At 39.7% G+C, this 15,347-nt stretch carries 12 protein-coding genes and 1 other annotated feature; of the genes, 1 reads left to right on the forward strand and 11 read right to left on the reverse strand.

The window, feature by feature from the left end:
- Positions 1-2: 2 nt before the first annotated feature.
- From cysS to CRO56_RS21730, 11 genes are all read right to left on the reverse strand, one after another.
- Positions 3-1,400 carry a cysteine--tRNA ligase gene (gene cysS, locus CRO56_RS21680; protein ID WP_097160726.1) on the reverse strand — a complete coding sequence of 466 codons (1,398 nt, stop codon included), beginning with the start codon at positions 1,398-1,400 and terminating at the stop codon, positions 3-5.
- Entirely contained in the window at positions 1,381-2,052 is a 672-nt protein-coding gene (gene cysE, locus CRO56_RS21685) for a serine O-acetyltransferase (protein WP_097160727.1), read from the reverse strand. The genes cysS and cysE overlap by 20 nt, the downstream gene beginning before the upstream one ends.
- Before the next feature lie 60 nt (positions 2,053-2,112).
- Positions 2,113-2,343: a binding site (T-box leader), on the reverse strand.
- A 33-nt stretch (positions 2,344-2,376) separates the two neighbouring features.
- On the reverse strand, positions 2,377-3,840 hold the full coding sequence (gltX, locus tag CRO56_RS21690) for a glutamate--tRNA ligase (protein ID WP_097160728.1): 1,464 nt from the start codon (positions 3,838-3,840) through the stop codon (positions 2,377-2,379).
- Between the two features lie 193 nt (positions 3,841-4,033).
- Positions 4,034-4,513 (reverse strand): 2-C-methyl-D-erythritol 2,4-cyclodiphosphate synthase, encoded by a 480-nt coding sequence (gene ispF, locus CRO56_RS21695; RefSeq protein WP_097160729.1) that lies wholly within the window; start codon positions 4,511-4,513, stop codon positions 4,034-4,036.
- 15 nt (positions 4,514-4,528) lie between these two features.
- Positions 4,529-5,224, reverse strand: a complete 696-nt coding sequence (ispD, locus tag CRO56_RS21700; protein WP_097160730.1) for a 2-C-methyl-D-erythritol 4-phosphate cytidylyltransferase — start codon at positions 5,222-5,224, stop codon at positions 4,529-4,531.
- Positions 5,225-5,248: 24 nt separating this feature from the next.
- Positions 5,249-6,334: a PIN/TRAM domain-containing protein gene (locus CRO56_RS21705; protein ID WP_097160731.1), complete on the reverse strand. Its 1,086-nt coding sequence runs from the start codon at positions 6,332-6,334 to the stop codon at positions 5,249-5,251.
- Between the two features lie 487 nt (positions 6,335-6,821).
- A complete protein-coding gene (gene radA / locus CRO56_RS21710; protein ID WP_097160732.1) occupies positions 6,822-8,198 on the reverse strand; it encodes a DNA repair protein RadA in 1,377 nt (458 codons plus the stop codon).
- Positions 8,199-8,370: 172 nt separating this feature from the next.
- Positions 8,371-10,791 (reverse strand): ATP-dependent protease ATP-binding subunit ClpC, encoded by a 2,421-nt coding sequence (gene clpC / locus CRO56_RS21715; RefSeq protein WP_097160733.1) that lies wholly within the window; start codon positions 10,789-10,791, stop codon positions 8,371-8,373.
- Between the two features lie 13 nt (positions 10,792-10,804).
- Positions 10,805-11,869: a protein-arginine kinase McsB gene (gene mcsB, locus CRO56_RS21720; RefSeq protein WP_097160734.1), complete on the reverse strand. Its 1,065-nt coding sequence runs from the start codon at positions 11,867-11,869 to the stop codon at positions 10,805-10,807.
- Positions 11,869-12,420: a protein-arginine kinase activator protein McsA gene (gene mcsA / locus CRO56_RS21725; protein WP_097160735.1), complete on the reverse strand. Its 552-nt coding sequence runs from the start codon at positions 12,418-12,420 to the stop codon at positions 11,869-11,871. The genes mcsB and mcsA overlap by 1 nt, the downstream gene beginning before the upstream one ends.
- A gap of 22 nt (positions 12,421-12,442) precedes the next feature.
- Complete coding sequence (locus CRO56_RS21730; RefSeq protein ID WP_425427243.1) at positions 12,443-12,907, reverse strand: CtsR family transcriptional regulator; 465 nt, start codon at positions 12,905-12,907, stop codon at positions 12,443-12,445.
- 464 nt (positions 12,908-13,371) lie between these two features.
- Here CRO56_RS21730 and nhaC point away from each other — a divergent pair, with 464 nt between their 5' ends.
- Positions 13,372-14,781, forward strand: a complete 1,410-nt coding sequence (nhaC, locus tag CRO56_RS21735; RefSeq protein WP_097160737.1) for a Na+/H+ antiporter NhaC — start codon at positions 13,372-13,374, stop codon at positions 14,779-14,781.
- Positions 14,782-15,347: the final 566 nt, after the last annotated feature.

A 15,347-nucleotide genomic window follows, 5' to 3' on the forward strand; every position in this document is an offset into this window, starting at 1 on the left:
GGTTATCCCCGCTTCCATCTTGTACCCTGAGGCGTATCTTCCAATATGATATTTTGCTCTTTTAAGCGGTCTCTAATTTCATCTGCCAAGGCAAAATTCCGATCCTTTCGCGCCTGAATTCGCTGCTCTATTAAAGCTTCAATCTCTTCGTCCAATAACTCTTCTTCCTTAATCGAAATGCCAAGGACCGAAAAGAGATCCTTAAATTTGTTAATAAAAGCATCTAAAACTTCGACAGAAGAGTTCTTTTCCATTAAATAATAATTGGCCTGTTTTGCTAATTCAAATAATACAGATATCCCATTGGCTGTATTAAAGTCATCATCCATTTCCTTTACAAATTCTTCGTGTAACGATTGGATCGTATTTAACCACTTTTCATCGTTCTCGCCTAGATTAACACTCATTTCTTTGCGGTGCTGCAGATTTTGGAAAGATGTTTTTAGACGCTCCAGCGATTTTTCTGCGTTCTCCACGAGTTCACGGCTAAAGTTAATCGGATGGCGATAATGAACAGATAACATGAAAAACCGAAGAACTTGCGGGTTTAATTCTTGAATAATATCATGCACAAGAATAAAGTTTCCTAATGACTTTGACATCTTTTCGTTGTCAATATTAATATAGCCATTATGCATCCAATAGTTTGCAAAAGGTTTTCCTGTTAGGGCTTCTGATTGGGCAATTTCATTTTCATGATGCGGAAAAGCCAAATCTTGACCGCCCGCGTGTATATCAAGCGTATCACCTAAATATTTTCTTGCCATCGCCGAGCATTCTATATGCCAGCCTGGACGCCCGTCACCCCATGGGCTAGACCATTTGATTTCATTTTCTTTGGCTGCTTTCCATAGGACAAAATCGAGCGGATCTTCCTTCTTTTCCCCTACTTCAATCCTTGCCCCTACCTGAAGCTCATCTACCGACTGATGCGAGAGTTTGCCATATCCATCAAAACGTCTTGTTCTAAAGTAGACATCCCCGCCAGACTCATAGGCATAGCCTTTATCAATCAGCGTTTGGATAAACTCGATGATCGTATCAATATTTTCCGTCACTCGAGGGTGAAGTGTTGCTTTTTCGGTACCCAAAGCTGCAATATCTTCAAAATATGCCTCAATAAAGCGTTCTGTTAAAGTATGAACATCCTCCTTTAACTCATTAGCCGCTTTAATGATTTTATCATCTACATCAGTAAAGTTTGAAACATACTGAACATCGTAGCCGCGAAATGTTAAGTAGCGCCGAACTGTATCAAACACAATAACAGGTCTCGCATTGCCTATATGAATATAATTGTATACGGTTGGACCGCAAACATACATTTTTACTTTTCCTGGTTCAATCGGGGTAAATTCCTCTTTTTTTCTAGTTAAAGTATTATATATTTGAATGGACATTCGAGCGTTCGCTCCCTTCTTTTTTTATCGCTGCAAGTTCTTCACGTAATTGGGCGAGTTCTTCTTCAAGCTGTTTAATCCGGTCTGTAATTGGATCTGGCAGGTCGCGATGATTTAAATCCTTCTGGATTCGAACTCCATCCTGAATGACGACCTTTCCTGGAATCCCAACCACTGTAGAATTCGGCGGTACATCCTTGAGTACGACTGAACCCGCTCCGATTTTAGCATTTTCCCCTATCACAATCGATCCTAATACCTTTGCTCCTGTTGCAATCAATGCGTTGTCCTTTATCGTCGGATGCCTTTTGCCTTTTTCTTTTCCAGTTCCGCCTAGAGTAACACCCTGGAATACTGTTACATTATCACCGATTTCGCATGTCTCTCCGATAACTACACCCATTCCATGATCGATGAAAAATCGCCGTCCGATTTTGGCCCCGGGATGAATTTCAATACCCGTAAAGAACCGGCTAATCTGAGAAATACTCCGTGCTATAAAGAAAAATCGTCTTTTATAGAAGGCATGAGCTATTCGGTGTGCCCAAATTGCGTGCAGACCAGAGTAAGTTAAGATAACCTCTATCGTGTTGCGAGCGGCCGGATCTTGATCAAACACAACCTCAATATCTTCTTTTAGCCTTTTGAACATAACGTACAACCCTCTCTTTCTAATATTTTTCTGTCAAAAATAAAAAAACGCCTCTGTTTGTACAGAGACGTTTTTATACGCGGTTCCACTCTGCTTAAATGAATGAACAAAAGCCATCATTCATTTCTGCTTGAACAGGTAACGGCTGTTAACCGCCTTTTTCTACTCTAATCTTTCGAAAAAAGACTCAGAGGTGCATTTCAAAAAACGAGAGGCTTAAACCACTTTCAGCCGGTGATGGTTCTCTCTTTCAAGCATCGCTCTTTTACTTCTCCTCATCATAGCTTTGTCACTATATGTTAGTTTTACTATATTATCATACTCTTATGAGTGTTCATTTAAAATAGCATCTAAGCGTGCAATGACTTTTTCTTTTCCTAACAATTCTAAGGTAATCGCTAAATCCCGTCCATGAATTTGCCCTGTTGCGGCGACACGGATTGGCATGAATAGCTTTTTCCCTTTATGCCCTGTATCCTTTTGAACCTGCTTAATCGTTGCATTAATTTCATTTGCATTGTAAGAATCCAGTGCTTTTAATTTTTCTTTAAATAATGCTAATACCTCTGGAACTTGTTCCTCTATGAGCACAGCCTTTGCCTCTTCATCATACGCTATTTCATCCTTAAAGAACAACTCAGAAAGCTCAACTATTTCTCCGCCATAGCTCATTTGTTCTTGGTAGAGGGCAATCAGCTTTTTCGTCCATTCTTTTTCGGATTCATCCATGTTCTCAGATACTCTTCCTGCCTTCACTAAATGAGGTAAAGCAAGGTCAACGAGCTTATCTAATTCTAGCTTTTTAATATACTGATTATTCATCCATGTCAGCTTTTGTTGGTCAAACAATGCTGGAGATTTAGAGAGTCGGTTTGGATCAAATATCTGAATAAATTCTTCTTTAGAAAATATTTCTTCCTCTCCGCCAGGTGACCAGCCAAGCAAGGCAATAAAGTTGAATAGAGCCTCTGGCAAATAGCCCAGTTCCTTATACTGCTCTATGAATTGGATAATCGACTCATCCCGTTTTGAAAGTTTTTTCCTGCTTTCGTTCACGATCAATGTCATATGTCCAAATACAGGAGGCTCCCAATTAAAGGCCTCATAAATCATTAACTGCTTTGGTGTATTGGAAATATGATCATCTCCGCGCAGCACATGAGTGATTTCCATAAGATGATCGTCAACTGTTACGGCAAAATTATAGGTTGGAATTCCATCTTTTTTGATGATAACGAAATCACCAATCCCATCCGATTCAAACGACACATCGCCTTTAACCATATCATCAAATTGGTACACCTTTCCCGCAGGAACTAAAAAGCGGATACTTGGCTTTCTTCCTTCCGCTTCTAAGCGTGCACGATCTTCATCACTAAGATGACGGCACTTTCCGGAATAATGAGGTGTTTCCCCGCGACTAACTTGAGCTTCCCGCTCTGCCTCTAATTCTTCCTCTGTACAGTAACACTTATAGGCAAGACCTCGGTCTAACATCTCATTGTAATAACGGCTATAAATATCATTCCGTTCAGATTGACGGTATGGCCCGTACTCTCCGCCAATATCCACACTTTCATCCCAATCTATACCCAGCCATTTAAGATGAGTTAGTTGACTTTCCTCGCCGCCTTCAATATTTCTTTTTTGGTCTGTATCTTCAATTCGGATAATAAACTTTCCATTTTGATTACGGGCATACAGATAATTAAATAACGCTGTTCTCGCATTCCCTATATGTAAATGACCCGTTGGACTCGGTGCATATCGTACGCGAATTTGACTCATAGCCTAAATAGGCCTCCTTTTTTTAAAGAAAACTTGGCTAGCGCTCTAGGCTTGGCGCAGGTGATCTCCTAGTTGCTCTTATACTTTATTCCTAAAATTGGCCACTACGTCGATATATCTTCATGCTGCCAATTTATACTTTTCTTAAAAGTGTAAGACAAAACAATCTATTTACGTTTGTATTTTATCATGTTCATGAATTGGTTAAAAGCAGAACCGCCGCTTGAGCCGCAATTCCTTCTTCCCTTCCTGTAAAACCTAACTTTTCAGTTGTTGTTGCCTTTACGTTAATTTGGTCCGTCTTCGCCTCTAACAACTCCGCAATCCGCTCCTTCATTGCCGGAATATGAGGTGCCATTTTTGGCTTTTGCGCAATAATGGTACAGTCTAAATTGGCTAAAGTATAGCCTTTTTCTTTTACTATTTCCCAAACGTTCTGCAGGAGCTTGGCTGAATCAGCGTTTTTAAAGGCTGGATCTGTGTCGGGAAAATGCTTGCCAATATCTCCTTCTCCTACCGCTCCTAATAGAGCATCACTAATCGCATGTAAAAGTACATCGGCATCGGAGTGACCTTTTAATCCCTTTTCATAGGGAATGTCGATCCCCCCAATAATAAGAGGCCGATTTTCATCAAACGCATGCACGTCAAAGCCCTGTCCTATTCTAAACATGATTTCCCCTCGCTTTTAACCTTCTGGTGTGCTAAGCCGATTATTAAGAATCGCTTCAGCAAAATATAAATCTTCTTTTGTCGTCAATTTTATATTATCGTACTGTCCTTCTACGATTGCAACCGGTACACCCAGCCGTTCCACTAAACTAGCATCATCTGTTCCAAAAAATGAGTCCCGTTCAGCTAATTCATATGCTTTTTTCAATATAGACATATGAAAAGCTTGTGGGGTTTGCGCTGCCCACAAGCTAGATCGTTCAACTGTCTCTGTGATTTGTCCATTTTCTACCCGTTTCACTGTGTCTTTAACAGGAACTGCAACAATTGCTGCTTTGCTTTCATCTGCTTTTTCAACTAAGTGCCGAATGGTTGAATGACGAATAAAAGGACGTGCTCCATCGTGGACTAAAACAATGTCTGCTTCGTTAACGGCTTTTAATGCTTGATACACACTTTCTTGCCGTTCCTTTCCTCCCGCTACCATCGCTTTAATTTTTTTGATTTTGTATTGTTTAATCAGCAGTTCAAAGGATTCCCTCTCTGCCGGATTAATGGATAAGTATATGGCCTTACATAAAGAATCTGTTTCAAACACTTGTAATGTATGGATAATAACCGGAACATCTTGAACGGTAAGAAAGAGCTTATTTTTTCCTGCATTCATTCTTTTTCCACTGCCCGCAGCAGGAATAATCACGGCATATTGCATGGTAAGCTCTCCCTCTTTATATATCTACAGTGCTCTCTCTAGTAACTTAGGTTTGGCAAAGATCATCCGTCCTGCAGAAGTCTGCAAAACACTTGTAACTAATACATCAATGTTTTTCCCAATATAGTTTCTGCCTTCTTCAACTACAATCATAGTACCATCATCAAGGTAGGCAACTCCTTGATTTTGTTCTTTACCGTCTTTAATGACCTGTACATTAATCTCTTCTCCCGGCAAAACAACTGGTTTAACTGCATTCGCTAAATCATTGATATTCAGTACCGAAACTCCCTGCAGTTCACAAACCTTATTTAAATTATAGTCATTTGTTACTACATAACCATTTATTAATTTCGCCAGTTTTACGAGTTTACTATCTACTTCAGAGATTTCTTCAAAATCTCCCTCATATATTTCAACTTTAATGGGAATTTCCTTTTGAATACGATTAAGGATATCTAATCCTCTTCTTCCGCGGTTTCGCTTTAACACATCTGATGAATCAGCAATATGTTGAAGCTCTTCTAATACGAATTGAGGAATTATGATCGTTCCGGCTAAAAATCCAGTCTGACAAATATCCGCAATTCGTCCATCAATAATAACACTAGTGTCGAGGATTTTGAACTCTTTCCCCATCTCGTTTGATTCTTCTTGTCCTTTTTTCTTAGATCGGCCAGCCTGAGAAAAGAAGCTCATAAGCTCATCCCTTTTCTTAAAACCAACCTGATACCCTAAGTACCCAAATATCAAAGTTAATAGTATTGGTGCAACCGTATTGACTACGGGAACTTCAATAACGTTTAACGCAAATCCTATTAAAAATGCAACAAAAAGGCCGGTTAATAAACCCAAGCTCCCAAATAATATATCTGTAATAGGCGCCTTAATCAGAGATTCCTCGACCCACTTGACAAAATTAACAACATAATCAACCGCCCAAAAAGTAATAAGATAAAAAATAATAGCACCAATCACGGCTGTTACGTATGGATTTGTAATAAATTGAATATCTCCTAATTCAAGAACTGTTAAAACAGCTGGGATAAAAAATATACCTATTGTGACTCCTGTAATAATGAAACATGCTTGCACAATGCGTTTTAACATTTCTTCACCTCCTTTTAAACATTATAAACAAAATAAGATTTTTGAAACGCTCTATTACGTCGTTTTTAGAATTTGTAAAGAAAAAGATAATAAAATGTTATAGCAAAAGCCGGCTATTTTCATAGGGTCAGATTGTCTATTTTTAAAAAATGACAAGCAGGACTGCCCTACCGTGCCCTCGTTATTTCAATAAAAACCCGTATTTTATAAACCAAAGGCACGGACTTGGACAAGTCGTGCAAAACCTACTATATCAATATAACGAATGAGCCCCTTAAAAAGTTTCACATTTAAAATTGTACACAAAGAATATGTCCATTCTATGACTAAGTTATGAATATTTTTTTTACGTTTTATAGGAAGGCTGTTTCGCATACTTTGTTTTTTAATGGAGGCAAACATGTCCGTTCTATTGCAGTTTTAAAAATATATTCAGGCAGTAACAATCTTTGCGAAAACAGCCTATAGGAAAAATAATGATTAGCACCTATGATCCCCCTAAAGCTGCTTTAAGAGTTTCTTGCAGGGAAGAAACCCCAACTACCTCAATTCCTTTTGTAGCTTTTATTGAATCAAGATTATATTTGGGTACAATTACTCGTTGGAATCCAAGTTTTTCGGCTTCTTGAATACGGTTTTCCAGTCGGGTTACCCTGCGAATTTCACCTGTTAAGCCAACTTCTCCGATAAAGCAGTCTCCAGGCTTTGTCGGTTCGTCACGAAAACTGGATGCAATACTAATCGCAATCGCTAAATCAATGGCAGGTTCATCTAATTTAACTCCACCTGCAACTTTTAAATAGGCATCCTGATTTTGAAGCAATAGCCCTACACGCTTTTCTAAAACGGCCATAATCAGAGAAACTCGATTATGATCAATTCCTGTCGCCATTCTTCTAGGATTCCCAAAGCTAGAAGGAGTTATTAACGCTTGAATTTCAACTAGCATTGGCCTTGTTCCTTCCATAGAGGCTACAACGGTTGACCCAGAGGATCCCATGGACCTTTCTTCTAAAAAGATTTCAGAAGGGTTCTCTACTTCTTCAAGGCCTGTATCCTTCATATCAAAAATACCCATTTCGTTGGTCGAGCCAAACCTATTTTTTACTGCACGTATAATCCGAAAAGAATGATGTCTTTCTCCTTCAAAATATAAAACCGTATCGACCATGTGCTCTAGTAATTTTGGTCCTGCGATGGCCCCTTCTTTTGTGACATGTCCTACTATAAAAATGGCAATTGCTTTTGTTTTGGCAATCCGCATTAGTTCTGACGTACACTCCCGTACTTGCGATACACTGCCTGGAGCCGAGGTTACCTCAGAATGATAGACGGTTTGAATGGAGTCAATTACTACAAAGTGAGGCTGGACCTGGTCAATGGTTGATATTATTTCTTCTAGATTCGTTTCACTATATACATAGAGCTGATCTGAAACAAGCGAAAGCCGATTCGCTCTTAGTTTCGTTTGTCTCGTCGATTCCTCACCGGAAACATATAGAACCCGCTGATTTTTATGTACTAAAAGGGCAGATACTTGCAGTAAGAGCGTCGACTTTCCGATTCCCGGGTCTCCTCCGATTAACACGAGTGAACCAGGGACAATTCCGCCGCCTAACACTCGGTCTAATTCCAATAACCCCGTTATTATTCGAGGCTCCTCCATGCTTTCGATATCCCGTAAAGGAACTGCTTTTGACATCGTTTGAGCGGAGTGCTGAAAAGCTCCTCCACTGAATCTTGTTTTCTTTTGTTTTTCTTCTTGCAGCGTATTCCACTGATTACATCCCGGACATTTGCCCATCCATTTCGGAGATTCATAGCCACATTCATTACAGACGAACTTCGTTTTAACTTTGCTCAAAAAATTTCTCCTCTCTACACCATACAGCTAAATTATGGAAATTATGCAAGATGGATTTGTTGATTTGATTTTACCATGTTTATTTTGTAAGGGGATTTGTCTCTTTTTGCTAAAAGGAGGGATATAAAGGAAGGAAGGCAGTGTTCTGCCTTCCATAACTACCTATAATATTTTATTTTGAAAGTACTTTAAATTCTCCATCTTCGACATCCACTATCACCTTATGGCCAGTTAGCACTTGACCTCTCAGCAATTCCTCGGACAAGCGGTCTTCAATATGCTTCTGAAGGGCCCTTCTTAATGGTCTCGCTCCATACTCTGGGTCGTAGCCTACCTCTGCAATTTTAGCTTTTGCAGCATCGGTAAGTTCCAGCTCAATGTCTTGATCTTTAAGCCGCTTTGTTAACTGTTCTGACATTAAAGTTACAATTTCCGTTAAATGCGGTTTTTCAAGAGCATGGAAGACAATCGTTTCGTCAATTCGGTTTAAAAATTCAGGACGGAACGCTTTCTTGAGCTCTTCCATTACTTTTCCTTTCATATCTTTATAATCTTGCTCTCCATCTTGAACATTAAAGCCGACATACTTATTTCGTTTTAATGCTTCTGCTCCTACGTTAGAGGTCATAATCAGAACCGTATTTCTAAAGTCTACTGTTCTTCCTTTTGAATCGGTTAAGCGTCCATCCTCTAATACCTGAAGCAGAATGTTAAATACATCTGGATGTGCTTTCTCAATTTCGTCCAAAAGGATGACTGAGTAAGGTTTTCTCCGGACTTTTTCTGTTAATTGTCCGCCTTCATCATATCCTACATAGCCTGGAGGTGAACCGACCAGACGAGAGGTTGTATGTCTTTCCATGAACTCAGACATATCAATCCGGATCATTGCATCTTCATCGCCAAACATTGCTTCTGCTAATGCTCGTGCAAGCTCTGTTTTACCTACCCCAGTAGGACCTAGGAAGATAAAAGACCCGATTGGGCGTTTAGGATCTTTAAGACCAGCTCTTGCCCGTCTTACTGCTTTTGCGACTGCTTTAACGGCTTCATCCTGGCCAATGACACGGGTATGAAGAATACTTTCTAGGTTAAGCAGTTTATCTGTTTCTGTTTGTGCTAGCTTAGATACAGGTATTCCGGTCCAATTTGACACAACGGTTGCTATATCTTCTACTGTTACTTCCGTGTTTTCTTGGCCTTGTTTTTCTTTCCAGGATTTCTTGGTTTCTTCTAACTGTTCACGGAGACGCTGTTCTGAATCGCGTAAAGAAGCTGCCTTTTCAAATTCTTGACTCTGTACGGCTGCATCCTTTTCTTTCCTTACTTCCTCTAATTTTAATTCTAATTCTTTTAAATTAGGAGGAGTTGTAAAGGAGCGTAACCGTACTTTTGATCCTGCTTCATCAATTAAATCTATCGCTTTATCCGGTAAAAAACGGTCAGAAATATACCGGTCAGATAGTTTAACCGCTGCCTCAATCGCCTCGTCTGTAATAGTGACACGGTGGTGGGCTTCATAGCGGTCACGCAAACCATGCAGGATTTGAATCGATTCTTCTACTGAAGGTTCATCAACTGTAATTGGCTGGAAACGGCGCTCTAGTGCAGCATCCTTTTCAATATATTTCCGATATTCATCTAAAGTTGTAGCCCCAATACATTGGAGTTCCCCGCGAGCTAGAGATGGTTTTAAAATATTGGACGCATCGATCGCACCCTCCGCTCCTCCTGCACCAATTAAAGTGTGAAGCTCATCGATAAACAGAATGATATTTCCTGCTTGGCGAATTTCATCCATTACTTTTTTCAAACGGTCTTCAAATTCACCGCGGTACTTGGTGCCCGCTACAACCGTTCCCATATCTAACGTCATAACCCTTTTATCCCGCAAAATCTCTGGAACCTCATTTTGCACAATTTGTTGCGCCAGACCTTCTGCAATTGCTGTTTTACCTACCCCTGGTTCACCAATAAGGACAGGGTTATTTTTCGTTCTTCGGCTCAGTACCTCGATAACTCTTTGAATTTCTTTACTTCTGCCAATCACAGGGTCCAAACTACCCTCTCTTGCAATCGCTGTTAAATCACGCGCTAAACTGTCTAATGTAGGCGTACTGGCATTGGAATGGGATGAGCCCTGGTGGCCCCCAGCTTCATTACTTCCCAATAATTGCAGAACCTGTTGTCTTGCTTTATTTAAGCTCACTCCTAAATTATTAAGGACACGAGCAGCTACACCTTCTCCTTCGCGAATCAGCCCGAGGAGAATATGCTCTGTTCCAACATAGGAGTGACCTAATTTTCTGGCTTCATCCATGGAGAGTTCGATGACTTTTTTAGCTCTAGGTGTATAATGCGGATTTTGGGATTGATCTTGGCCGCGGCCAATCAAATTTTCAGCCTCTTTTTGGATTTTTTCAGGACTTAATCCTAATCCATATAACGCTTTTGCCGCAATTCCTTCTCCTTCTCTGACAAGACCAAGCAAAATATGTTCTGTTCCAATATTGCTATGTCCTAGTCTCATGGCTTCCTCTTGGGAAAGTGCTAATACTTTCTGGGCTCTTTCTGTAAATCGTCCAAACATCATCTATGTTACCCTCCTACTCATTCGATTCTAATATCAGCCGTTCTCGAATTAAGCCTGCCCGTTTGACATCTCTTTCATGGGGTTTTAATGGACCGCCCGCATATTGCTGTAAGAAGCCGGGCTGTGTTAAGATCATCAGTTCATTTAGAATATTGCGGCTAACGTTTTTTATATAGCCCATATCTATTCCAAGTCTAAGGTCGGATAGACATCGGGCTGCTTCTTTTGATTCAATAATCCGGCTATTAGCCAGGATCCCGTAAGAACGAAAAATTCGGTCCTCTAATTGTATGCCAGAAGTTTTCGCAAGTGCTGACCGTGCTGAACGTTCCTGCTCAATTAGTTGGGTTACCACTGTAATTAAATCATCAACAATATCTTCTTCAGATTTCCCAAGTGTAATTTGGTTAGAAATTTGAAAGATATTGCCTAATGCTTCACTGCCTTCCCCATAAATCCCACGAACAACAAGACCAAGCTGGTTAATCGCCGGTATAAGGCGATTCATTTGCTGGGTCAATACAAGCCCAGGCAGGTGCATCATTACAGACGCCCGTAAGCCTGTTCCTACATTGGTTGGACAGCTTGTTAAGTATCCTCTTTCCTCATCAAAGGCAAAATCCATTTTCTGTTCAAGCCAGTTATCGATCTCATTGGCTACTTGCAGCGCTTGCTGAAGCTGCAGCCCAGGAAACAGACATTGAATTCTTATGTGATCCTCTTCATTGATCATGATGCTTACTTCTTCATTTTCTGATAATAAACAAGCACCAAAGGTCGACTCTTCTGCTAAATTTGGACTAATTAAGTGCTTTTCAACGAGCACTCTTTTTTGAAGCGGCTGAAGCTCATCCATTCTTAGTAGTTCTAATGGTACCGGACATGTATTAGTTTGCACTTTTTCCTCAATCTCTTTTACAACAGCCTGGGCATCTTCATTCGTAAAAATCGTCGGATAAAGATAATTCTTCAGATTACGAGCTAGCCTTACTCTGCTCGTTAATACAATATCCGAACTTGGCCCATCTTCACTCATCCAGGAACACACGCTTGAATTTAAAAATTTTTCGATCGACATTATTCCTCTCCTCCCTTAGAATCAGAGGTTATTTCCTTTTCTAAGGTACGAATCTCGTCCCGAACAATGGCTGCCTTTTCAAATTCCTCATCCGCAATTAACTGTTCAAGCTGAGACTTTAATTCTTGTAATTTTTTACGTAAATGAATCGATCCGCCTGCTCTTTCTGGAACTTTACCATGATGAATGGTATTGCCTGCATGAAATCTTTTTAAAATTGGTTCAAGTGCCGGTTTAAAACTTTCGTAGCAATCTGCACACCCGAATTTTCCTAGTTGTGCAAATTTATGATAAGTTAGACCACAAGTTTCACACTGCAATGAGGCCGGATGCACAAATGGTTCTTGCTTTGAATTTTGTAAAAAATGTTGTCCATTTAACATTCCCGCCAAAAGATGGTGTACGGAAAAGCCTGGACCGGCTTGGAACATGAACACTTCGCCTTTTTCATGGGCACAGTGCTCACATAAATGAACCTCTGTTTTCTCACCATTTATGATTTTCGTCAGATGTAAAGTGGCAGGACGTTCATGACATTCCTGACATATCATTTAACCTCTCCACCTTCCAAGCTTATTTATATTTTAATGTCGTAAGCATTGCCTTTAGAATCCGGGCCCTAAGCTCGTCTCTTTCAGGTAATTGAATTGATAATACAGCGCGGTCCATTACACTAGCCATGATTTTGGCCTCTTGCTTCGTAATAATCCTTTCATTCAATAACCTTTGGATCACATCAACTGCGGTAGCCTGGGTAATTCTTGACTGCAATAGCGATAATAAATGATCAATTAAATGTGCATGAGGCTGATGTCTTACCTTCATAATCCGGATAAATCCGCCGCCGCCCCGCTTACTCTCTACTACGTAGCCGCGTTCGATTGTAAATCTTGTATTAATGACATAGTTAATTTGTGAAGGTACACATTGAAATTTATCTGCAATTTCACTTCTTTTGATTTCGACAATATCCTGTTTACTTAATTCAAGAACTTGTTTTAAATACTCCTCGATGATATCAGAGATATTTTTCATCATGCCCCCTCCTGCTAACTCATTATATTGACTTTGACTATATTTGACATTAATTATACAACAAGCTCCGAATTTTATACAACTATTCTATCCTGTAAACAAAAACAATAGACTTCTCAATTGTAATTTTTCTCTAGAGAATTCGCTAATTTTTGGATGTTGACTTTCCTTGATTTCCTGATAAGATTAAGACATACCTATTTTTGCTTTATTGCATAAAAGCGTTTAAGTGTAAAAGTGAATAATTGTCTTTAATAGTAAATAAGTAGAGAGTATTGCGGGCAGCAAGAAGAGACTGGGTGGCTGGTGTAAACCTAGGCAACAATAATCTTGAAATACATTACTTTGGATTCATAAAGACTTTCGCAAAGTGGATGACCTTTGTTTCATCAAATAGGGTGGTACCGCGGAGATACTCCGTCCCTATGTGAAACAGGGGTTTTTATTGTTTTAAGGAGGACATCATGATGAATCATACAAAATCTATTTTAAATCCATCATTTAAAGAAGCGTTTTTTATCCTGCTTGGTGCTTTTGGGGTAATGAGTGGAAGTATTATTCTATTAGAAGCTCCACCCCATCTGCCTATTATTTCTGCACTCATTCTTTTAATCCTTTATGGCTTGATAAATAAAGTACCTTTTAAAGAATTAGAGCAAGGTATAACCCAGGGAGCTCAATCGGGTTTAGGAGCTGTTTTTCTATTCTTTATGATAGGAATTTTACTAAGCAGCTGGATTTTGAGTGGAACCATCCCAACTCTTATGTATGTGGGCTTTGAGTTAACAGCTCTTCCATTCTTTTATGCGATTGTGTTTTTGATCTGTGCCATCGTAGGTGTTGGGATTGGATCTGCCTTTACGACAGCAAGTACAATAGGTCTTGCTTTTATCGGAATTGCTGGATCGATTGATGGGTCACTCGCCATTACAGCAGGAGCAATTATATCAGGTGCATTTTTTGGTGACAAAATGTCTCCGTTGTCAGATACGACCAACCTAGCTTCAGGGATTGTTAAAGTAGACTTATTTGAACATATCAAAAATATGATGTGGACGACTGTTCCTGCATTTTTGATTTCTTTTATCATTTTTGCTGTCCTTTCACCTGATCATACTAGCCAAGACCTATCGGCCATTGAAGCAATTCAATCAGGTCTCTTGGAAGCAAATTTCGTTCACTGGTCCAGTTTTATTCCAATGATCATTTTAGCAGTATTAGCTATTAAAAAGATTCATGCCCTCATTACGCTAAATGTAAGCTCGTTTAGTGCAATTCTGCTCGGTTTGATTCATCAAAAATTAGGGTTAAGCGAGGTTTTCAATATTTTATTTGCCGGCTATGTTTCCAATACCGGAAACGATGCCATTGATTCCTTACTATCCCGCGGCGGATTAAATAGTATGATGTTTACTGTATCTCTCGTTATTCTAGCCCTTGGACTAGGTGGACTCCTATTTAAATTGGGAATTATCCAAAGTGTCCTCGTCGGCATTAAAAACTGGCTGCGTTCACAGAAATCAACGATTTTAACTTCTGTATCCTGTGCAATGGGGATTAACTTATTTATTGGAGAGCAATATCTTTCTATTTTATTAACAGGAGAAGCCTTCGCAGAACAATACGAAAAACAGGGAATTGCAAGAAAGCATTTATCTAGAGTTCTAGAAGATGCTGGTACCGTTGTTAATCCACTCGTTCCATGGAGCGTCTGTGGTGTCTTTTTAACTAGTATACTTGGTGTCTCCACCCTTGCTTATCTGCCTTTCGCTTTCTTCTGTCTGCTTTGTCCGGTCTTAACAATTCTATATGCTGTTTCTGGGTTCACTGTATCTTTCCGAAACGAGGATACAATCGGGAAATCCGTTGAGGTGTGAGGTCAGATTTTTTCAGTAATTTCTCATCTGAAGCAAGATTTGCGCGAAAGCCGATGCTATCGCGCTTTTTCTCGTGTTGGGGTAGAGGGATCTGACAAATGAGGGTTTCGCACTTTAATTTGTGCGTTCAGTTATAATAACTGGCATTTTATAAAATTTATACTACTTATAACTTTTAAAGGCTGAAAGAGATCGGGTTCATCAGCTATAAAAGAACATAGCATCCTCTTTCCATTAACCATTAACATTTATTTTTTGTTTCGAAATCCAAGTCGTTCAGTTTAATCATTTACAGGATTTTATCTTGACTAGCAACAGATAATTTTTTTGACGATTATCGACAAATTTGCGGATTTATCAACGGATATTTAATTAATCAATAACTTACACAAAAAAACAGCCTAGGATTATCAAAAACCTAGGCTGTTTCGCATTGCCTGGCAACGTCCTACTCTCACAGGGGGCGCCCCCAACTACCATCGGCACTGCGGCGGCTTCCGATGACCGGCGAATTCCGGCGTCTGCTGCACTCAGTCACATCCTCGTGTACGAAGTACACTCCGGTG

Source organism: Bacillus oleivorans, from assembly GCF_900207585.1.
Classification (GTDB): Bacteria; Bacillota; Bacilli; order Bacillales; family JC228; genus Bacillus_BF; species Bacillus_BF oleivorans.